The sequence below is a fragment of the Thalassospira sp. MIT1004 genome (assembly GCF_001858545.1).
GTDB classification, from domain to species: domain Bacteria; phylum Pseudomonadota; class Alphaproteobacteria; order Rhodospirillales; family Thalassospiraceae; genus Thalassospira; species Thalassospira xiamenensis.
Genome location: NZ_MCAO01000022.1, coordinates 379,498 through 401,552 on the forward strand (window position 1 = coordinate 379,498; position 22,055 = coordinate 401,552).

Consider the following 22,055-nt stretch of genomic DNA (forward strand, 5'->3'; position numbering starts at 1 on the left):
TCCAGGAGTGCGTTGATGATAATGCATAAGGTCAACCATCTTACACCGCATAGGGCCGGATCCCCAATGCTTCGAATATCTTGGCGGCCTTGACCAGCGTCTCATCATATTCAGCAGCGGGAATGCTATCGGCGACGATTCCACCACCGACATTGAACGCCATACGACCGCCATTTACACAAATGCTTCGGATCGCAATATTGGTATCCATGCTGCCATTAAAGCTGATAAAGCCGATTGCCCCGCAATATGCACCACGCGTCGATCTTTCAAGTTCGGTAATGATTTCCATTGCGCGGATTTTTGGTGCGCCTGTAATCGAACCGCCTGGGAAACAGGCCGCTAGCAAATCGACAGCAGACTTGCCATCCTGCAATTCCCCGGTCACAGTCGAAACCAAATGATGGACATTTGCATAACTCTCAAGCGTACAAATCTGCGGCGTCTTTACGCTATGCGGCTTGCATACTTTCGATAAATCGTTACGCAGAAGGTCAACAATCATAATATTTTCTGCGCGATCTTTCGCAGATAACATCAATTCCTGTGCGAGTTCGGCATCCTCGACGGGCATGGCCCCGCGCCTGCGTGTGCCCTTGATCGGTCTGGTTTCCACCTGCCCATTCGCGACCTTCATAAACCGCTCGGGCGAATTGGACAGGACTGCCACATCGCCAAAATTCAGGAAAGCCCCGAATGGTGCCGGACTGGCAAGGCTGAGGCGGCGATAAAGGTCAAACCGTTTGGGAATGGCATCATAAGTATATTCGGCCCGGAAGCTTTGCGACAGATTCGCCTGAAAAATATCCCCGGCATGGATGTAATCAACGACGGTCTGCACGGCACCTTCGTAGCCGACACGATCAAAGTTCGACTGCCAAGGCATGATATCTGGCCTATGAGGAATTTCGGGCGTTTCAAGCATTGGCCGTGCAAGCCGAAGGTACTTACGAATAATCCCGATGCGATCAGCCGCACGTTTTTTCCGTGCAGTCGGCGATGTTTCGGGAATCCCCGTCGAAATAAGCCACATGCGGCGATCAAGCTGATCGAATGCGATAACAAGGTCATAGATGCCAACCGCCATGTCGGGCATGTTGAGCCAGTCCTGCGGAGCATGGGGAAGCGTTTCGAGCTGTTGGGCAAGCTCATAACCGAAATAACCGACAGCCCCGCCCTGAAACGGGGGTAAATCCGGATCGGCTTCCACACGATAGCGCGCCATCAGATCGGCTAGAACCCCGAACGGATCACCGGGAACGGGAAAACCGTCAAGCTTCACCTGCCCGTTCTTGGCAGTCAGTTTATGCAACGGCGATGCAACAACATAAGCAAAGCGGTCCCGGTCACCGGAATCAAGAAAATGACTGTCTGCGAACCCGGCAAAGGCACCGTAGGCATCAAGCGGTTCGATATAAGGGCATTCTTCAATCAGCATTTTACGGTTCGGCCCATCATCGGGATAAAGTTGCATCAGATCGCGAGATAACGGTTGGTCGCCAATTTATGCGATTCTATAACTCTGGCGAGGATGAATTTCAAAATTCGTCAAAGATCAGAGTGAATGAAACGCAAAAGGGCCAACCCGATGGACTGGCCCTTTGACGTGATTACAACAACCGGAATTACATCGCCGCGATGCGGGCGTGAGCTTCCTGAAGTTTGGCAAGGGTATCGCGCGCTTCTTCAAGCTTGGCTTTTTCGGTCGCGACAATATGTTCAGGCGCACGGCTGACGAAACTTTCGTTCGACAATTTGCCTTCCTGACCCTTGATATATTTGGTTTTGCCGTCGATTTCCTTTTCAAGGCGCGACTTTTCGGCCACGACATCGATGAAATCGGCAACCGAAACGAAGACGGTTACACCGTCAACGACGGTCTGAATGGCCCCTTTGGCGATGGCTTCAACATCGCCCTGCCCTTTGAATTCAACCACAGCCACACGTGCCAGACGTTTAACCTGGGCTTCCTGCGCGGACACGGCTGCCTTCATTGCATCGGATGCATCGACCAGATAGATCGGAACCTCAGCCGCAGGCGGTACGTTCATTTCGGAACGAACACCACGAATATTACCGATCAGGCGGATGGCAAGATCGATTTCATCTTCGGCGGCACGGTCAATCAGTGCATCGTCGAATTTCGGATAAGCCTGCGACATCAGAAGCGTCGCACGATTATCAGCCGACTTTTCCCAAAGTTCTTCGGTGATATAGGGCATGATCGGGTGCAGGATCAAAAGAATCTGATCCAGAACCCATGCAGTCACAGCCCGGATTTCGGCTTTGGCGTCTTCGTCCTGGCCCATAAGGACCGGTTTTGCAAGTTCCAGATACCAGTCGCAGAAAGTGCCCCAGACAAACTGATAAGCACCGTTCGCTGCATCATTGAAACGATAGCTTTCGATGCCCGATGAAACGGTTTTTGCCGCCTCGGCGGTCTTACCGACAATCCAGCGTGCCAGTGTCGAACTGACATTGGCAGGATTGAACCCGTCGACCGGTTTGCATTCGTTCATTTCAGCGAAACGTGCCGCATTCCAAAGCTTGGTCGCGAAGTTGCGGTAACCTTCAACGCGGGACGCTGCAAGCTTGATATCGCGACCCTGAGCCGCCAGTGCCGTCAGGGTCAGACGCAGCGCGTCACAGCCATATTCGTCAATCAGTTCCAGCGGATCAATTACGTTGCCCTTGGATTTCGACATCTTCTGACCATGTTCGTCACGGACCAGCGCATGGATATAGACATCCTTGAACGGAACTTTACCGTCCATGAAATGCATGCCCATCATGATCATGCGGGCAACCCAGAAGAAGATGATGTCAAAACCGGTAACCAGCACATCGCCCGGATAATATTTATCAAGTTCCGGCGTTTTATCCGGCCAGCCAAGGGTCGAGAATGGCCATAATGCCGATGAGAACCACGTATCAAGAACGTCGGTTTCCTGGGTAAGTTCAACATCCTTGCCGAAATGCGCTTTGGCTGCGGCCAATGCTTCTTCTTCGGTTTCCTCGACAAATATTTCACCGTCTGGACCGAACCATGCCGGAATGCGATGTCCCCACCAAAGCTGACGCGATATGCACCATGGCTGGATATTGCGCATCCATTCAAAATAGGTGTTTTCCCAGTTTTTGGGCACAAATTTGATACGACCGTCTTCAACTGCCTCGGTCGCCGGTTTGGCCAGAACTTCGGCATTCACGAACCACTGATCGGTCAGGTACGGCTCGATCACGACGTTTGACCGGTCACCATATGGCACCATGTGAACGGTGTCTTCGATCTTTTCCAGCAGACCGAGTTCTTCCATTTTGGCAACGATCAGTTCGCGTGCCTTGAACCGATCCAGACCACGATATTCTTCCGGCGCGTCATCATTGATGCGCGCATGATCATCCATGATGTTGATTTTTTCGAGATCATTGCGTTTGCCGACTTCAAAGTCGTTGAAATCATGCGCTGGGGTGATTTTAACGGCGCCCGATCCCTTTTCAGGATCGGCATATTCATCGGCAACGATTTTGATGCGGCGTCCCACGATTGGCAGAATGCAGTACTGACCAATCAGATCCTTGTAACGTTCATCATCAGGATGAACCGCAACACCGGTATCACCCAGCATGGTTTCAGGCCTCGTGGTCGCAACGGTGATGAACTCGCCTTCCTTGCCCTCAATCGGGTATTTGAAGTGCCAATAATGGCCTTTGACTTCTTTCTGAACGACTTCAAGATCGGAAATCGCGGTCAGAAGTTTCGGGTCCCAGTTGACCAGACGCTTGTCACGGTAAATCAGTCCCTGTTTGTGCAGGGTAACAAATACCTTGCGAACAGCAGCCGACAGACCATCGTCCATGGTAAAGCGTTCACGTGGCCAATCTGGTGATGCGCCCAGACGGCGAAGCTGATTGGTGATGGTGCCGCCGGATTTTTCTTTCCATTCCCAGACTTTTTCGATGAACTTTTCGCGGCCAAGGTCATGACGCGTCACGTTTTGTTCGCCAAGCTGGCGTTCAACAACCATCTGTGTCGCGATACCGGCATGGTCGGTACCGGGCTGCCACAGCGTATCCTTGCCCGACATCCGGTTATAGCGCACCAGAATATCCTGAAGCGTAAAGGTCAGTGCATGCCCCATATGGAGGCTGCCGGTTACGTTGGGCGGCGGCATCATGATGACATAGGGATTTGCACCTGATGCAGGATCGGCGGCAAACGCCCCCGATTTTTCCCATTTATCGTAAAGTCTGCCTTCAACGTCGGCCGGGCTATATGTCTTCTCCAACATGGTCTTTTGATCCGCTGCGGGTTTTATCACTGTACAAAGAAAAAGCGGCGCACCGTTGGCGCGCCGCTGTAAATCATATTTCGGCTCGCCTACAGGTCTTCGGCGCGGTTCACAATCCGCTCGATTTCCTTTTTCACAAGGCGTTCGATCATATAGGGAAGGTTTTCGTCAAGCCATTCCTTAAGCAACGGACGCAGCATATCACGCACAAGATCTTCAAGCGTGATATGACCCGCATTAAGGCCAAGGGCGACGGCACGTTTCTTTGCAACGGCTTGCGCCAAATCCGAGATGGTTCCGGTTGCAGTGTTTTCGGTAGCACGGGAAATCAGCGGCTCGTCATCTTCGTCGTCCTCGTAGACCGTCGGCATTGCCGGTTCGGGTTCAGGTTCGTCGAAGTCATCCATCAGATCGAGTTCAGGTTCTGCGAATTCGTCTTCTTCCGGGGTTTCATCGAAATCGAGCATATCGTCGAGTTCGAGCTCTTCTTCGGGCTCGTCAAGCTCAAGCTCTTCCGGTTCTTCATCGAATTCAAGTTCTTCGGGCTCTTCATCAAGTTCGAGCTCGTCGATCTCTTCTTCAATCTCCGGTTCGGGCTCTGGTTCCGGCATCGGTTCTGGTTCAGGAGCGGCCTGTTTCTTGTCATCATCCCCTTCATCAGCAAGAATCTTGCGGATGGACTGGAGGATGTCCTCCATTGAAGGTTCTTGTTGCCCGTCACTCATTTTTTATCTTCCGCACTAGATTTCATTACCGAACCGACCCTTCCCCAAGGTCTGACAGGGCCCAAAGGCCCTGTCAGCAATCAGGTCAATCCGTTCCCCACCACTGATCCTTGACTTTGTTGTAGTTGGATTCAGTGTCATAAATTTCGACCGGAAGGCCGAGAACCTGCGCATTCAAGGCACCCATCGCCGCCTTGACCTGGAATTCGGCAACCGCTGCGTCACGGCGCGAACCAACAAGGTTCACACGTGCCTGAAGCAGTTCCTGTTCCTGATCTAGAACGTCAAGAACGGTACGCGAACCAACAGAAGCTTCGCGCTGCACTCCATCAAGGGCTACCTCGGCAGATGATACCTGCGCCTGCTGGGATTCGATGCTCGCACGTGCCGTCACGAGGGTTTCCCAGGAACTGGTCGCATTTTCAATCACGGCGCGACGGGCCTCATCAACCTGAACCCGGGCCTGACCGGCTGTTTGCTTGGCCGCACGAACAGATGAATAAACCGCACCTTTCTGATAAAGCGGAACGGTGACCTGTGCGAGTATTTCTGCACTGTCCGAGGTCAGATCCTCCTGCGAGGCTTCGTAAGCGCGCTGCACACCGGCACTCAGATTGACTTCCGGATAAAGCGACCCTTCGCTCAGCCGGATGTCGGATTTCGCGGCATCTTCGGTATACTGGGCCTGAACCACATCAGGATGCTGTTCCTGGGCAATCGCCAGAACATCCGTAACACTGGTCGGAAGCCCCGACAACGGATTCGGAATTTCAAGATTGTCAGGCTTGTTACCCACCAGACGCTCGTACTGGGCACGGGTATTGGCAAGGTTACCCTGGGCTGAGATCAGGTCTGCCTTGGAACCGGCAAGACGGGCTTCGGCCTGTGAGACGTCGGTACGTGTCACTTCACCAACCGAGAAACGGTCACGCGTTGCTTCAAGCTGACGTTCAAGAACGCGGACGTTATTCTGATTAAGTTCGACAACTGCCGTATCACGCAAAACGTTGAAATAGGCCGTTGCAACCTGCAGCAGCACATCCTGTTCTGAAGAACGCAGGGCCGCACGTGCCGCACTGATACGCGCTTCCGCCCGATCAGTTTCAGCAACGGTACGACCACCACGATAGAGAGGCTGAACAACTTCTGCACCGACAGTATAAGGCGTCAGGCTATTGTCCGTTTCGGTACCATTTAGGTCGGTATCCAAGTCCCGGAAGCCAGCTTCGCCCGAAAGCGAAACGTTCGGGCGCCAGTTTGACAGCGCCTGCGAAACCTGTTCATCCGTGGCACGAAGCGACGCACGACCGGATTCCAGCGTCGGGTTGCTTTGATATGCCTTGATCAAAGCTTCTTCAAGGCTCTCTGCAGAGGCCCCATTGGCAACGATGCCACCAGTGGCCAGAATACTGCAGGTCAGCAAGAACCGTTTTAACATTTATCTACCCTTGTAAGATCCTACACCAAGTCCCGACCCCGGCGCAGTTTCGCATATGGTAACGACGGAACGAATATTTTCCAACAAAAGAGGCATTTGTTTGAGAAAAAATAAAAATGCCGACCTTTTCGCCATCAAATTATCAATCGTAACGTGTCATATCCGGGTCGATTTCCAACGCCCAGACATCTATACCGCCAGCAACATTAAAAACATCTTTAAATCCGCGATCCTCAAGCAGCATTGCGGCATGGCGACTGCGAACGCCATGATGGCAAAGAAGTGCAACCGGTTTTTCGGGGGCAAGTTCCCCTGCCCGATCCGCCAATTCGCCCAAAGGTATATGGATCGCGCCCGCGATTGCGCAAATCTCTAATTCCCAATCTTCGCGCACATCAACAAGTACGAGGGGATTGTTTCCTTCAAGACTTGATGCCAGTTCGCTGCATCGAAGATCGCGCACCATTTACTTTCTTACCTGCTCTATTTTCCTGATCGGGTTGCTGAACCGGTTTACATAGAATTTTGCCCGGAGTTTTCCCCGGGCAAAACAAAATCATATCAGAACACGAAACTTTCTGCCGGTTCGAACCCGGGAAGATAGGGAATGTTGGCATCGAACAGATCACGATGTCCAACGCCCCCGTTTTCACGTTCGTAAAGACGCGCAACACCAACCTTGCCAGGTGCCCGAACGACAACCAGCAAACGCCCCCCCTCGGAAAGCTGATCAAGAATGTTGGCAGGAACTTCGGCAACCGCACCGTCAAAGACGATCACATTATACGGCGACTGCTTGGCGTAACCCTCGTCAAGATCGCCTTCCACCACGATGACATTGTCATAGCTGTGCGCCTGGAATGTCTTTTCAGCGATGGATGCCATTTCCTTATCGCTTTCGACCGCAACCACGGTTTCGGCAACGCGCGAAAGAACTGCCCCCGTATAGCCATAGCCTGCGCCAATCACCAGCGCGACGTCGCTACGTGCAATCTCGGCAGACTGCATCATGCGTGCGATTACCATCGGCTCCATCGCATATCGGCCATTTCCGACAGGAATATCTTCATCGACATAGGCAATGCCACGCTTGCCTTCCGGCAGGAACAGCTCGCGTGGAACCTCCTCCATCGCAGCGATGACCAAGGGATCGGTAACCTTGTTGGTCCGAACCTGATTTTCCACCATGTTATGGCGCGCGATTTGGTAATCCATGTTTATCTGACCTGAAAATTCTCGCGAGAAAAAGCCTGCAACCGGTCTTTGTCCCCAAAACCACGTCACAGATGTTGCCCTGTTTATAGTCAGCACATGGGCAACTGACAACAACGGATCAACGGCAGAGCGGCAATTATTCGCGAAAACATATTGAAAACATATCCAGAATGGATTTATCCGTGCACAAATTGTTTGTTGGCGATCTTCAGATTGTTTTCTGTTTAAAAATCTAAAATTGGGTGCTTGACGGCCTGTATTCGATAGGGCTATACACCGGCCAGCCAACGCGAAGGCGCGATGGCGGAGTGGTTACGCAGAGGACTGCAAATCCTTGCACGCCGGTTCGATTCCGGCTCGCGCCTCCACTAATCCGGCATAGCTCAGTTGGTAGAGCAAATGACTGTTAATCATTGGGTCGCAGGTTCGAGTCCTGCTGCCGGAGCCACAAACCCCTGGAACTCTGTTCCGGGGGTTTTTGCTTTTGTGCCCTGCCCTGCAAATTGCTACCAATAGCGCATCATCCGCCCTGAACTTCGATTAGGATCAATATATGTCATCCCCTGTTTCGCGCCGTCGCATGGCCAAGGATTTGAGTTTCTCGCAATTGGCGTGGGGCGCATGGCGATTGCGCGACAGCACGGACATCAAAAATGTCGGTGATATTCTGGCATTGATCCACGCCTGCCTTGATGCTGGGATTACCACATTTGATCATGCCGACATTTATGGAGGCTACGGATGCGAAACCTATTTTGGCGAGGCGCTGGCAAAAGCACCAGAACTGCGCAAGAGAATGGAAATCGTGACCAAGTGCGATGTCGCACTGGTCAAGGATGCGCGGCCCGACAACCGGATCAATCATTACAACACCAGCAAGGCGCATATTCTGGCATCGGTTGAAAATTCGCTTAGTAACCTGACAACCGACAGTATCGACATGCTTTTGATCCACCGTCCCGATCCACTGATGATCGCTGACGAGGTTGCGGATGCATTCAACAAACTCCGCCAATCCGGCAAGGTTCGTCATTTCGGTGTTTCAAACTTTACGCCGTCACAATTCAATCTGTTACAAAGCCGACTTGATGCACCGCTCGCAACCAATCAGGTGGAATGTTCGGTTCTGGAACTTGCCCCGATCTTTGATGGCACGTTTGATCAGATGCAGCAAAAGCGGATCCATCCGATGATCTGGTCACCACTTGGTGGCGCACGACTGTTCAACGCGCAAAATGATGTGACAGCCGACCGCTTGCGCCCCGTTCTAGAACGAATGCGTGACAAATATAACCTGCCCGGCATCGCCGAAGTTGCAATTGCATGGTTGTTGCGCCTGCCCTGTCAGCCGGTGCCGGTCCTTGGCACCATGAAGACACACCGCATTATTGATGCAACAACATCCTGCAGCGTTCAATTTGATCGGCAGGACTGGTTTGAAATTCTGATCGCGGCACAGGGGCATCCGGTCCCCTAAGCATTTACAGGCACAGGAAACAGGTGTTCAATTAACCGGAAGGCGACGGGCGATACGATACCGTGAAAAAAGATGGATTTCGGATCATTTTTTCTCAAAAAGGTCTTGCGGGATCAAAGCTGTTTTATTATACCCCTGCCACGCGCTTCAAACGGAGTGCCAACCCTGATCCGGCATAGCTCAGTTGGTAGAGCAAATGACTGTTAATCATTGGGTCGCAGGTTCGAGTCCTGCTGCCGGAGCCAATTAAAAAGGGACCGAACAATTTGTTCGGTCCCTTTTTCTTTTGATATTGCTTTATCCGCCCCAAAACCGGACCTATCGACCATGAAAACAGCCAAAATCGAATTGAAACAAGTGAAACTTGGCACGCTTTCCGGTGCGACTGAGGGCTGGATGATTGTCTGCGAAGATGATGTCATTCATGGCCTTGTGCACCGGATAGATGGTGATCTGTTTACAATTTCCTCGACGACCGATGAACGTATCCAGGCATTTGGTTGGTGCCCGATGTTTGACAGCCTCGCCCATGTTCAAAACGATCTTGAAATTGCGCTGGCGATGCGAAGTGCCGGCGAAGTCGAGGAATGGATTGAACAGTCCGAGCGTTTCGATGACGAAAGTCATCATGGGCATCTGCATTAAGTAAAGTCGATTAAATAAACTTGCCGATCAGCAGATGGTTGGATGGCATATGACGGTTGTGCGAAACCGTTATGTCCACAATGCTTTATTGATCCACAGCAAAACAATATACTCTTTGACGAAATATGATCTCGCATCTGCGAAAGCGGATTTTGACAGGTGGCCGGAACAAATATGATGGCCATTCAATTGCCACCGGCCGCGTCATCGCGTGCCCCATGGAAAAAGCGGGAATTCGGTCATGAGCACGATCAATCTGGACCATCTTTTCAAACCAAAATCGGTCGCAGTCATCGGCGCATCCAATCGGTCCCATTCCGTTGGACAGGTGATCATGCGCAATCTGCTGGCAGGCGGTTTTGACGGACCGATCATGCCGGTTAATCCGCACAGCCAGTCAATTGGTGGTGTTCTGGCCTACCCTGATGTTGAAAACCTGCCGGTTGTTCCCGAACTTGCCGTTATTTGCGTCCCCCCCAAAGCCGTTGTGCCAACCATGGAATGCCTTGCCGCCAAAGGCTGCATGGCCGCCATTGTGCTGACCGCGGGTCTTGGTGCCGAACAATATGACGATAGCCGCAGCGTGAAACAGGCGATGCTTGAAATTGCCGCAAGCCATAAAATGCGCCTGCTGGGCCCAAACTGTCTTGGCCTGATGGTGCCGGGTATCGGACTCAATGCCAGTTTCAGTCATCAAAGCATCGGCATTGGCAAAATCGCTTTTGTGTCGCAGTCGGGCGCGCTTTGCACCGCTGTTCTCGACTGGGCGGCGGCACGCGGCATCGGTTTTTCGCACTTTATATCGTTAGGCGAATGCGACGATGTCGATTTCGGCGACGTGATCGACTATCTGGGGTCGGATCCGAATACGCGTGCGATCATGCTTTATATCGAATCCATTCAGGAACGCCGCGGTTTCATTTCCGCAGCACGCGCCGCATCGCGCAACAAGCCGATCCTTTGCATCAAATCGGGCCGCTTTGCCGAGGGTGCAGCCGCAGCCGCATCGCATACCGGGGCGCTTGCCGGAGCCGATGACGTGTTTGATGCCGCCATCAAACGTGCGGGCGTTCTGCGCGTTTATACAGTTTCGGAAATGTTCTCCGCCGCAGAAACCTTGTCACGTATGCGCCCGTTCCGGGGCGACAAACTTGGCATTATCACCAATGGGGGCGGTATTGGCGTTTTGGCCGTTGATGCCCTGATTGAACGCCAAGGCCATCTTGCCAAGCTTGAAGACAGCACGATCGAGGCCCTTAACGGTGTCTTGCCATCGACCTGGTCACATGCAAACCCGATCGACATTATCGGCGATGCCCCGGGCGAACGATATGCAAAGTCGATTGATGCGGTCCTGAAAGATCCCAATATCGACAGCCTTCTGGTCATGCATGCCCCAACCGCTATCACCGATCCGGTGGAAGTTGCCCAAGGCGTGATTGATGCGATCAAGGACAGTCGCAAAAACATCCTGACCAACTGGGTTGGCGAGGCAACCGTCGCCAAGGCACGCAATCTGTTTTATGCCGCTGGGATCCCGACATATCGTACCCCGGAAAATGCCGTTGCCGCCTTCCAGCATATGGTGAATTACCGCAAGTTGCAGGAAGTCCTGATGGAAACGCCGCCATCAGTTCCGCAGGATTTCACGCCGGAAACCGACAAGGCGCGCCAGATAATCCACACAGCCATTCATTCGGGGCGCGATATGTTGACCGAGCCAGAGGCAAAAGCCGTTCTGGAATGCTATGGCATCAATACGGTCAAAACCGTAGCCGCAGAATCGGTTGATGTCGCCATCGAAACGGCGAATGCCATCGGTTATCCGGTCGCGCTCAAGATTCTCTCGGATGATATCAGCCACAAGTCCGACGTTGGCGGTGTGGTTCTGAATATCGACAGTGACGAAGAGCTCCGAGCTGCCGGCAACAAGATGCTGCGGACCGTCAAACAGAAATTCCCAAATGCGCGGGTACGAGGCTTTACCGTTCAGGAAATGATCAAACGTGCTGGTGCGCGTGAATTGATCGTTGGCATGACCACCGATCCGATTTTTGGCCCGGTGATCCTGTTTGGTCATGGCGGGGTCGAAGTTGAAGTAGTCCGCGACCGGGCCATGGCGCTACCACCGCTGAATATGAAGCTGGCGCGCGAGCTTGTGGAAGGAACGCGTATCTATAATCTGCTGCGCGGTTATCGCGATGTGCCGCCGGTCAACCTGGAACAGCTTTACGTCACGCTGGTGCGGCTGTCACAGTTGGTTGTGCATCTTGGCGAGGTACTTGAACTCGACATGAACCCGCTTCTGATTGATCAGACCGGGGTGATAGCACTGGACGCACGGATCAAGGTGACACCAAAAGTGGTTAGCGATGATCAACGTCTGGCAATTCATCCCTATCCGCGCCACCTGAAACAGGAACTGATCCTTGAAGACGGGACAAAATACCTTCTGCGTCCGATCAAGCCGGAAGACGAGCCGAAGCACTATGAATTCATGTCGAAACTGACACCGGAAGACATTCATTTCCGGTTCTTTGGCTCGGTCCGTGAATTGCCGCATTCGGAAATGGCCCGCCAGACACAACTTGATTACGATAGGGATATGGCATTCCTTGCCATCGTGCCAGAGGGGCCAGAAGCAGGCGATATCCATGGCATTGTTCAGGTCGTAATCGATCCGAACAACGAGCATGCCGAATATGCGATTATGGTTCGCTCAGACATCAAAGGGCGCGGGCTTGGCCGCATATTAATGGAAAAGATGATCGAATTCTGCCGCCAGAAAGGGACAGAAACCTTTATCGGGCAGGTTCTACCAGATAACCGCCGTATGCTGACGCTTTGCGAAAAACTGGGCTTCTCGCGCAAATATCTTGCCGATGAGGAAGTGTTTGAAGTCACCCTGCCCTTGCAACGCGACGTCGCCTGATATCGGGTTGATAAATCATGAAAAAAGCCCGGTCACATTGAATTGGCCGGGTTTTTATTTTGCCATCAGACGACATCCAAAAATTACGCGGTTTCAGGCGTCAGTTTGGATTTGATGTGTGCCAATGCCTTTTCTGGGTCAATCCCCTTTTCGCGCAAGGCGTCGGCGGCCTCGCTTTCGATTTTGCGAAGTTCGCCCAAGGTTGTCTGAACGTCTTCAAGCTGTTGTTCCAGTTCGGAAATGCGACGACGCCCGACCAGCATCAGATGCGCCAGTTGATCTGCACCCGACCGTTCAGCGTCATAAAGATCAATATATTCCTTGATGTCTTCAAGCGAAAAACCAAGACGTTTGCCACGCAGCACCAGCATAAGGCGCGCGCGATCACGATAGTTATATACACGCGTCGCACCTGCCCGCTGGGGTGATAGCAGGCATTTGGTTTCATAAAATCGGATAGCGCGCGGCGTGATGTCGAACTCTTCGGCAAGCTCGGTAATGCTGTACAGCTTATCGTTCATGGTTTTTCTTATTGAATGAATGCAATGGTGCAACATCGCAACATTGGTACTTACAAGTCAATATATTTACGCTTACGTCACTTCGCTGCAGGCCATTCCCAAGATTACGACAACGTCGCCAATTCCCTAGTCCCCTGCATTCGAGTTACTTTCGTTCGTCTTGGTACGAATAAATGCCAAATCAACCGGCACATAGTCCGGACCGTTAAATAGCTTTTTGCCGGTCAATGCCCCGGGCCAGCTTTGGGGATCGGATTTCCAGACGGTGCCATCGGGCATTGGGACTTCAAGCGGATCACGGAAACCTTCGGCATATTCGGGCACCAGTTCCAGGTCACCACAAATACCCGCCTTGAATATCGGCCCTGCTGCCGGCCGTGGATTGCTCAGCACACCGGGCCAGGCATCAAATATTGCGGGATAAGTCGCGTGATTGCACACATCACCGGAAAACCGCACACCGCGATCTTCATCCCTGCCAAGATCAAGTTCGTCAGTATGACCAAACAATGTCTGATCAAGCGGCATCAGGTTGATGGGCAAAGTCGCTGGATTGGCATACCCAATGGCATTACGCCGGTTTTGCCACATCCTGGTTGCGCCCTTTTTGACGTATTTCTGACGCAGGAAGAAGCTATTGTGGAAGCATTCAAAAGGCATGATTGGCTGCGCATGACTTGACTTGCCGAATTTGAAAACGGCACCACCGTTGTTTTCATCACCCTCCGGCCCCGGGCGGCTATCAAACCAGCCGCGATTGCCGAAATAATACCAGTACCCGCCAGCCAGATTATCCTGCGAGAAAAGCTTATGACAGTTATAGAACTGGTTATAGGCCACCCACCAGCCCACGGCAGTTGCTTCGGGTTCAATCGGATTGTCGCGCACAAAACTGAATCGGTTATCAATGATGCGGACATTGCGGTTAAAGCTGCCGATCGGCTTTTGCAGATTGGTCGCGGATACATCCATTCGAACGGCGTTATAGCAGTGGCGCACATCGTTTCCACGGATTACGATATCGCCCGCAATGTCATCTGCCCCAAAAAATGCACCGTTCAGGTATCGATATGGTGCTTCCTTGCCCGGAGTGATTTCGCCGTCATGGATCATCGACCAGTCAAGGTACCGCCAGATCACATCATCCTGAATCCAGTCGCAGTTTTCGATGATGATGCGTGATGTGTGCTCGCCCGTCGCATAAAAAGCATATGTTCCGCCGCGGATTTGAAGGTTTTTGAATATCAGATCATTGCTGTCGCGGATATAGACGGCACTCGGCCATGCTCGTGCGATACGGATATTATCAAGACGAATATGGTGCTTTCCGATTATGCGAAACGCCGCGTATTTGGCGCATCCGGGATCGATTGCCGAAACTTCGGGATCAGGCGGACGGCGACCGTCAAGAATGGCACCATATTCACCGCGAATGATGATCGGCTGATCTTCAAGGCCGCTTATCGGGATATCAACCGGTTCAGGCAGGAAATAGTTTCCCGGCATCAAACGGATCAAATCACCAGGTGCACAATTGGCCACCGCATTATGAAGTGTTGAGGTTTCGCGCCAGGTAGAATCGACCCAATGACGCCCGCCATCCGGCGTGACATAAACCATCCTGAGCATTTCATGTTCCCCTTGTTACCTCGATGCCCGATTAGATTTTATTGCCAGGCTTGTGTTTTATCAGACGTCACGCCATATCTGTCGCTGTTTCACCGCTGCCGGACCAATATGAACCAACCACCGAGCCAAGCCGCAAAGGCAATAGATCATCGTGATCGTAGTCAATCCCTACCGGGTTTGTTGCGCCATGCTGCATTTTGCCTGATTGCTTGCGCGCTTATCCTGTTTGGTGGCGGCACATCCGTTACTGACACGCCAATTTCCCACGGACCGACTTTCCCCTATCCGTTTAATACCGTCAATCATGATAGCGGCCCGTCGCAGGCAGTCCTTCCGGTGGCACCGGATCGTGCCATTGCCGGTCCCCGCCAAACCCTGGACGATTTACCAGGCCATAAGCCAACCTTCCCCGATGATGCCGTTGTTGTACCGTCGGTCACACAGCATACAGCTCCCCAACGGGCAAAATGCATCTTTGTGGCAAGTGCAATCGCCACTCATGGCGCTGAAATTCTTCCATTTTCCCCGCGCGCTCCGCCCTTTCGGGTCTGATTTCTCCTACTCATAATCGCGGCACGATATGCGCCGTGTTTCCAGAAATATCAGATGACAGCATAACCGGGTATCAGGTTGGCCCGGTCTGACTGCTGTGCGGAGTTTATTTTTCATGCGTACATCAAGATGGCGCGTGGTTGTCTACAGCCTTGTCCTTCTGACAGGTTTCCTGACAGCCCTGCCAAACCTTTTCACCCCGGCTCAGCTTGCAGACTGGCCCTCATTTTTACCAAGACGCCAGGTTGCCCTTGGCCTTGATCTGCGCGGCGGATCGCACCTTGTGCTTGAAATCGATACTGCGGCAATGGTCGCCGAACGCCTTGAAATAACGCGCGATGATGTCACAAACGCCCTTCGCAAGGCCAATGTCGACACCAACAGCATTCAGATCAGTAATGATCAGGTGATTGTAAGCCTGTCTGATACCAAGGACCACGACGGTGCCCTTGATGCCCTGGAATACCTTGCCAATGCGCAGGTTGAAACACCACGGCATGGATCAACGGCAGAATTTGTCATTACCGCGCCATCCGATAACAGCATCCATATCACACTTAGCGAACAGGGCATTCGCAACCGGGTCGACGCCAGCGCCCAGCAAAGCCTTGAGATCATTCGAAGCCGCATTGACCAGATAGGCGTATCGGAACCAACGATCCAGCGGATTGGCAGTGATCGTGTTCTGGTTCAGTTGCCCGGCATTCAGGACCCGTCACAGGTTCGAAAACTTCTGGGCAGCACCGCAAAGCTTGGCTTCTATATGCTCGCGGATCGCAGCGGGACCGATAAACGCGACAGCAGTGTACGAACACTGCTGGACAAGGAGGGGCAAAGCTATCACTTGCGTCGTACTCCGGCCCTTTCGGGCGACCATCTGACAGATGCCCATGCCGGATTTGATCCACAAAGCCATCAACCAATTGTCAATTTCCGGTTTGATACGGCCGGTGCGGCAAAGTTCGCCGATATCACACGCGCCAATGTTGGAAAACCCTTTGCCATTGTTCTGGACAACGAAGTCCTTAGCGCACCAGTCATCCGGGAAGCGATAACCGGTGGTTCGGGCCAGATCAGCGGCAGCTTTACGGTTGGTGAAACGGTAACACTTTCTGCACTTCTTCGTGCCGGGTCCCTGCCCGCACCAATGACCGTGATCGAAGAACGAACCGTCGGCCCCGACCTTGGAGCAGATGCCATCGAGATGGGCCTTTATACCGGCCTGATCGGGTTGGGACTGGTCACCGGATTGATGTTTTTCCTGTATGGGCGATGGGGCATGATCGCCAATCTGGCACTTGGCCTTAACGTCATGCTGACATTCGGCGCACTGAGCCTGATGGGAGCAACACTGACCCTGCCCGGTATTGCCGGGATTGTGTTGGGTATCGGCCTTGCCGTTGACGCCAACGTTCTGATCAATGAACGTATTCGCGAGGAAACGAAAAAGGGACTTTCGGCATTTATGGCACTTGATGCCGGTTTCAAGCGGGCCTATGCCACGATTGTTGACTCCAACATCACCACCCTGATTGCCACCGCCCTTTTGTTTGAATTCGGGTCCGGTCCGGTGCGCGGCTTTGCCATCACTATGGGGCTTGGCATTCTGATTTCGATGTTTACCGCGGTTGCCGTGGTTCGAGTTATCATGACCGAAATCGTCTGGCGCACCCGTATGAAAAAGCTCGTCATTGAACCGCTTTGGCGTTTCATGCCCGAAAAAACCAGCATTTCTTTCATGCGGGCACGTTTTCTCGGCATCGGAATGTCGCTTTTGCTGTCTGCTATTTCAATCGGATTGTTCTTCAAACCCGGTCTTGATTACGGGGTTGATTTCAAGGGCGGCATTCAGGTTGAAGTTGCCAGTAGCAGTGCGAATGACGGTAACAGCCCGCTTGACCTTGGAGCCTTGCGACAGGAACTTTCGACATTGGGGCTTGGCGATGTCAGCCTTCAGGATATCGGCAAGGATGGCCATATCCTGATCCGGGTTGAACGTCAGCCGGGCGGCGAACAGGCACAGACAGCAGCCGTCGAGACAGTTAAGAAAGCCGTACAATCAATTGATCCGGCAGCAGATTTTGAACGCACAGAAGTCGTTGGCCCCAAAGTCAGCGGTGAATTGGCCCAATCTGGTGTCAGCGCTGTCATCTTCGCAAGCCTCGCGATGCTGTGCTATATCTGGTGGCGGTTTGAATGGCCATTTGCCGTTGGCGCGATTGTGACATTGATCCTTGATGTGACCAAGACCATCGGCTTTTTCGCGATTATGGGGCTCGACTTCAACCTGACGGCCATTGCAGCCCTGCTCACCCTGATCGGCTATTCGGTCAATGATAAGGTGGTGGTTTATGACCGGATGCGCGAAAATCTGAGGCTTTATCGAAAAATGCCGATGCGCGAAATCATCGACATGTCGATTAACCAGTCACTTGCCCGGTGCCTTTTCACATCTCTGACAACCCTTTTTGCAATGGTGCCAATGGCGATCTGGGGCGGGTCTGCCGTTGAGAGTTTTGCCGTTCCGATGGTGTTCGGCGTTGTGATTGCCACGACATCGTCGATCTATATAGCGGCACCAATCCTGCTGTTCCTCGACACATGGCGACAGAAACAACGCCAGAAGCATGCGCGACTGGCATCAGAAACCGACATTGATGACAATCCCCTGATAAAAAAGGCATCCAGTTAACAAGACCATATGACCATATGACCATATCGAAACCGGCTTTCATCGTCGGTTTCGATAAATCCCAGATAATCATACGTTTTAAAATATTTTATGAAATATCTTGTTTCAATGGATTGACCCGGCAAATCGGTCACCATAGGGTACGGCATCATTCCAGTTTCACAGGACAGAAAGATGTCGATTCCTTTCCGGTTTATCGTGACCGTGGGCTTTTCAGTTGGGTTGCTGATCATTGCCCAGCATGCTGCACAGGCCCACTTCCAGAAGATGATCCCGTCAACCAACGTGGTCACCCAGGAAACCGGTCGCGATATCGAGGTCGACCTGACCTTTACCCATCCAATGACCAATGGCCCGGCAATGGAAATGGCACGGCCGGTTCGGTTTGGCATTCAGACCGACGGCAATAAAACCGATCTTCGCGACAGTCTGGTGGCAAAGACGGTCGATGGCAAAGCAGCCTTCGACGCCACAGTCCGCATTGATCGTCCCGGCGGATACGCGCTTTATGTCGAACCGCTTCCCTATTTCGAACCGTCCGAGGGTAAATACATCGTCCAGTACACCAAAACGATCATTGATGCGTTTGGTGCCGGTGAAGAATGGGACCAGATGGTCGGCTTCCCGGTCGAGATAGAGCCCCTGACCCGCCCCTATGGCATCTGGACAGGTAATGTATTCAGCGCGATTGTCCGTCATAACGGCGAACCGGTACCGTTTGCCGAGGTCGAGGTTGAATATGCCAATGACGGCAGCATCACACTACCAAACGAAAGTTTTTCAACGCAGGTCATCAAAGCCGATGGCAATGGTGTTTTCAACTATGCCATGCCCCATGATGGTTGGTGGGCGTTTGCCGCCTTGGTCGAAGATGGCACGATGACGGCCCCAGGATCGGATAATCAGGTCCCAGTTGAACGCGGCGGTGTTATCTGGGTCAAAACCGACCCAATGGACTGACGTTCAAGCAACACGCCAGACCTGTCATACTTATTTGTAAAAAATATGAAACCTGCTTGACTTCGCGACTGCGAAATCGCTACGATTTTCAGGTAGGATTTATGACCTGCCTGCCCCACCAGAACAAAATGCACACGTAAATTGATCCGTTTGCAGGCCAGTCCTGTAGACCTCAGGATTGCAAATGCACTTAACAGGGATTTGACCATGCACATCGTCGATGGAGCCCTATCGAGTGAAGTCGTTGTAACCGGCGCCGTTTTTGCGGTTGCAGGTATCGGTTACGGACTTCGTAAAATCGATATTGATGCGATGCCCCGTGTGGCGATGATGAGTGCGGTTTTCTTTATTGCCTCCCTGATCCATGTTCCTGTCGGGCCAAGCAGCGCACATCTTATCGTAAATGGCTTGGCAGGTTTGATGCTGGGCTGGGCTGTTTTCCCGGCAATATTCATCGGACTGTTATTGCAGGCCGTTTTCTTTGGTTTCGGCGGCATCACCGTTCTGGGTGTAAATACAATCAACATCGCCCTGCCTGCGGTTTTGATGTGGTGGCTGGTTTCACCGTTTCTGGTACGTGCCGAAGGTAAATCGATCTTGCTGGCAGGCTTTGTCGCCGGGTGCGGTGCCATTGCCCTTTCAAGCATAATGGTTGGCCTGTCACTTGCTGCTAGCGGGCAGGAATTTGTTCCAACCGCAAAGCTTGTGGTCATGAGCCATATACCGGTCATGGTGGTTGAAGGTATCCTGACCGCAGCAGCCGTGCATCTTGTCAAAAAAGTCCGTCCGGTCATGTTGGCACCCGTCGGCTCGCTTCGAAGTGCTGCCTGATCGATGCCGCGATTTCCCGTTTTATACGTATTTTCTGTTCTGATCGGCACGCTGTTCATATCCGTCAATGCCCAGGCACATAGCCTGCATGTTTTTGCGATGGGAAACGGCGACGTCATCGACGGCTATGCCTATTTCGGGGGCGGTGCCCGGCCACATGCTGCAGAAATCCAGCTTCTCGATGATACAGGTCGCGTTATTTTTGCCGGAAAGACCGATGGTCAGGGTGAATTCAAACTTCGCGTCAGCCACCAACAGGATTATGTCATCGAAGCCAATTCCGGTGATGGCCATATCGCCAGCTTCGAAATCAATGGTGATGAGCTTTCCAGGCAATTGCCCTCAGGAAATGAAGGTATCGACGTTCAGGTTAGCCAGATTGACGCAGCATCCTCGTCTCAAAGCAAAAAAAAAGATCCCCCATCGACAATCATTGCCACGGATAGTTCCAACACAACGGTCACCCTTTCGCGGGACGAGTTGGACAACCTGATTGATGCGGCTGTATCCCGTCATGTTCGGCCCTTGCGCGAACAGCTGGTTGCCTATGAGGACAAAGTCCGATTCTCCGATCTTCTGGGTGGGATTGGTGTCATCGTCGGAATATTCGGGGCCTTTGCATGGTTCAGGGCCGGAAAATCAAGGCCCGATCAGCAGAATGAAAAACCATGATCGGCGCGACAAATGTCCTTGTACCGTCACGATCCAATTCAGTTCTGTCACGGATTGATCCACGCTGTCGTTTGCTGGCAGCTCTCGCACTGATCGTAACAGCCGTCAGTTTTTCAAGCTGGCAACCATTAGCAATGCTGGTTCTGGTCGCTGCGATCATTACCGGCTTTGCCAAACCCGACTGGTCCAGAACACTTAAAATGGTTTTGACCATGGATGGCTTCATCCTTGTGATGCTGACCATGTTGCCCTTTACCGTGCCCGGTGATGTGATATTCACCCTTTGGGGTTTTGACGCCAGCTATCAGGGCCTCTTTCAGGCCGTGCTGATCGCGCTTAAGGCAAATGCTGCGATCCTTGTTCTGATTGCACTGGTGGGCGGAATGGATGCAATCCTTCTGGGGCGGGGTTTGCAGGGGATATACGTTCCGGCAAAGCTGGTGACGCTTTTCATGTTTACCATTCGCTATATCGATCTTTTGCGGCGGGAATATCTGCGCCTGCGTGTTGCCATGCGGGCACGCGCCTTTGTCGCGCGTAACAATCGTCATAGCTGGCGCAGTTTTGGATATTTACTTGGGATGCTGTTGGTGCGCAGCCATGATCGTTCAGAACGCATTCTTTGGGCGATGAAATGTCGTGCCTACCACGGTCATATGCATTTCGGCTCCCTGCCCCGGTTCAGTCCTCAGGATTATCTGTTTGCCAGTGCCCTCATCCTTTTCACCGCTGCCCTGATCGGGTTGGAGGTCGCATGTCCGCCGCTGATCTGATCACAGTCAAAAACCTGCATTTCACCTTCCCCACCGGGCGCAAGGTCTTGAATGGTGTGGACCTGTACCTGCGGACCGGTGAAAGATTGGCCCTGATCGGGGCGAATGGCGCTGGAAAAAGCAGCCTGTTGCATTGTCTGATGGGTTTGGTCACAGCAGAGAATGGCGAGATCGCCATTCTTGGGTCAAGATGCGAAACAGAATCCGAATTCTGCGCCGTTCGCGGCCGGGTTGGGTTATTGTTTCAAGATTCCGATGATCAGCTTTTCTGCCCGACCGTTCTTGAAGACGTGATGTTTGGCCCGCTTAACCTTGGTCAATCGCGCGATGATGCTCGAAAAATAGCGATGCAAACGTTAGCTGATCTTGGACTAGATGGATTTGAAACCCGGATCACTTATCAGCTTTCCGGTGGTGAAAAGCGACTGGTTGCACTTGCAACAGTTCTGGCGATGTCGCCCGAAATCCTTCTGCTTGACGAACCAACCAATGGGCTTGATGCCGATGTCGAGCAACTTCTGATTGCAATTTTGCGCTCTTTATCACAAGCGATGGTGATCATTTCCCATGATCATCTGTTTCTTGATCAGGTCGCAACACGTTCCGTTCGCCTTCAGGATGGCGTCATATCCAAAGCCTGACTTGCTGGCATTTTCGAGCTAGCCTATGCTGCAGCAACATTAAAAGAACGGGAAATGCCC

At 52.4% G+C, this 22,055-nt stretch carries 17 protein-coding genes and 3 tRNA genes; 12 read left to right on the top strand and 8 right to left on the bottom strand.

The genetic code is table 11. From position 1 onward, the window contains the following. Window positions 1–40: 40 nt before the first annotated feature. From pabB to BC440_RS10465, 6 genes are all read right to left on the bottom strand, one after another. Window positions 41–1,474, bottom strand: coding sequence for an aminodeoxychorismate synthase component I (gene pabB, locus BC440_RS10440; RefSeq protein ID WP_247643561.1), 1,434 nt, complete (start codon window positions 1,472–1,474; stop codon window positions 41–43). A 151-nt stretch (window positions 1,475–1,625) separates the two neighbouring features. Further along, window positions 1,626–4,292, bottom strand: a complete 2,667-nt coding sequence (locus BC440_RS10445) for a valine--tRNA ligase (protein WP_063094071.1) — start codon at window positions 4,290–4,292, stop codon at window positions 1,626–1,628. An 89-nt stretch (window positions 4,293–4,381) separates the two neighbouring features. Beyond that, window positions 4,382–4,990: a DUF2497 domain-containing protein gene (locus BC440_RS10450; RefSeq protein WP_071240065.1), complete on the bottom strand. Its 609-nt coding sequence runs from the start codon at window positions 4,988–4,990 to the stop codon at window positions 4,382–4,384. A 112-nt stretch (window positions 4,991–5,102) separates the two neighbouring features. After that, window positions 5,103–6,455, bottom strand: coding sequence for a TolC family outer membrane protein (locus tag BC440_RS10455; RefSeq protein ID WP_071240066.1), 1,353 nt, complete (start codon window positions 6,453–6,455; stop codon window positions 5,103–5,105). Between the two features lie 142 nt (window positions 6,456–6,597). Further along, window positions 6,598–6,921, bottom strand: a complete 324-nt coding sequence (locus BC440_RS10460) for a rhodanese-like domain-containing protein (RefSeq protein ID WP_007089652.1) — start codon at window positions 6,919–6,921, stop codon at window positions 6,598–6,600. 95 nt (window positions 6,922–7,016) lie between these two features. Next, window positions 7,017–7,670 carry a protein-L-isoaspartate O-methyltransferase gene (locus tag BC440_RS10465; RefSeq protein WP_071240067.1) on the bottom strand — a complete coding sequence of 218 codons (654 nt, stop codon included), beginning with the start codon at window positions 7,668–7,670 and terminating at the stop codon, window positions 7,017–7,019. Between the two features lie 294 nt (window positions 7,671–7,964). On the opposite strand from BC440_RS10465, the gene BC440_RS10470 reads away from it, so the two are divergent. The 6 genes from BC440_RS10470 (at window position 7,965) to BC440_RS10495 (ending at window position 12,724) form a co-directional block, all read left to right on the top strand. Further along, window positions 7,965–8,038, top strand: a tRNA-Cys gene (locus BC440_RS10470). 4 nt (window positions 8,039–8,042) lie between these two features. Next, window positions 8,043–8,118: transfer RNA gene (locus BC440_RS10475), tRNA-Asn, on the top strand. Window positions 8,119–8,223: 105 nt separating this feature from the next. Then, window positions 8,224–9,147 (top strand): aldo/keto reductase, encoded by a 924-nt coding sequence (locus BC440_RS10480; RefSeq protein ID WP_071240068.1) that lies wholly within the window; start codon window positions 8,224–8,226, stop codon window positions 9,145–9,147. A 169-nt stretch (window positions 9,148–9,316) separates the two neighbouring features. Beyond that, a tRNA-Asn gene (locus BC440_RS10485) sits at window positions 9,317–9,392 on the top strand. An 82-nt stretch (window positions 9,393–9,474) separates the two neighbouring features. Then, on the top strand, window positions 9,475–9,792 hold the full coding sequence (locus BC440_RS10490) for a hypothetical protein (protein ID WP_071240069.1): 318 nt from the start codon (window positions 9,475–9,477) through the stop codon (window positions 9,790–9,792). Between the two features lie 241 nt (window positions 9,793–10,033). Further along, on the top strand, window positions 10,034–12,724 hold the full coding sequence (locus BC440_RS10495) for a bifunctional acetate--CoA ligase family protein/GNAT family N-acetyltransferase (protein WP_071240070.1): 2,691 nt from the start codon (window positions 10,034–10,036) through the stop codon (window positions 12,722–12,724). A gap of 83 nt (window positions 12,725–12,807) precedes the next feature. Here the strand turns inward: BC440_RS10495 and BC440_RS10500 are convergent, their stop codons facing one another. Then, window positions 12,808–13,245: a MerR family DNA-binding transcriptional regulator gene (locus BC440_RS10500; RefSeq protein ID WP_007092176.1), complete on the bottom strand. Its 438-nt coding sequence runs from the start codon at window positions 13,243–13,245 to the stop codon at window positions 12,808–12,810. A gap of 126 nt (window positions 13,246–13,371) precedes the next feature. Continuing rightward, the gene (locus BC440_RS10505) at window positions 13,372–14,874 is read right to left on the bottom strand and encodes a hypothetical protein (protein ID WP_071240071.1); all 1,503 of its coding nucleotides are present in this window, start codon (window positions 14,872–14,874) and stop codon (window positions 13,372–13,374) included. A 667-nt stretch (window positions 14,875–15,541) separates the two neighbouring features. Between BC440_RS10505 and secD the strand changes: the two genes are divergently transcribed. The 6 genes from secD to BC440_RS10540 all read left to right on the top strand — a co-directional run bounded on the left by secD (window position 15,542) and on the right by BC440_RS10540 (window position 21,995). Then, complete coding sequence (gene secD, locus BC440_RS10515) at window positions 15,542–18,118, top strand: protein translocase subunit SecD (RefSeq protein ID WP_071240073.1); 2,577 nt, start codon at window positions 15,542–15,544, stop codon at window positions 18,116–18,118. A 174-nt stretch (window positions 18,119–18,292) separates the two neighbouring features. Next, the gene (locus tag BC440_RS10520) at window positions 18,293–19,078 is read left to right on the top strand and encodes a DUF4198 domain-containing protein (RefSeq protein ID WP_071240074.1); all 786 of its coding nucleotides are present in this window, start codon (window positions 18,293–18,295) and stop codon (window positions 19,076–19,078) included. A gap of 207 nt (window positions 19,079–19,285) precedes the next feature. Next, window positions 19,286–19,909: a cobalt transporter CbiM gene (gene cbiM, locus BC440_RS10525; RefSeq protein ID WP_063094050.1), complete on the top strand. Its 624-nt coding sequence runs from the start codon at window positions 19,286–19,288 to the stop codon at window positions 19,907–19,909. Window positions 19,910–19,912: 3 nt separating this feature from the next. After that, window positions 19,913–20,581 carry a hypothetical protein gene (locus BC440_RS10530; protein ID WP_071240075.1) on the top strand — a complete coding sequence of 223 codons (669 nt, stop codon included), beginning with the start codon at window positions 19,913–19,915 and terminating at the stop codon, window positions 20,579–20,581. Beyond that, a complete protein-coding gene (gene cbiQ, locus BC440_RS10535) occupies window positions 20,578–21,354 on the top strand; it encodes a cobalt ECF transporter T component CbiQ (protein ID WP_071240076.1) in 777 nt (258 codons plus the stop codon). The genes BC440_RS10530 and cbiQ overlap by 4 nt, the downstream gene beginning before the upstream one ends. Beyond that, window positions 21,336–21,995, top strand: coding sequence for an ABC transporter ATP-binding protein (locus tag BC440_RS10540; protein WP_071240077.1), 660 nt, complete (start codon window positions 21,336–21,338; stop codon window positions 21,993–21,995). The genes cbiQ and BC440_RS10540 overlap by 19 nt, the downstream gene beginning before the upstream one ends. The last annotated feature ends 60 nt before the right edge of the window (window positions 21,996–22,055 follow it).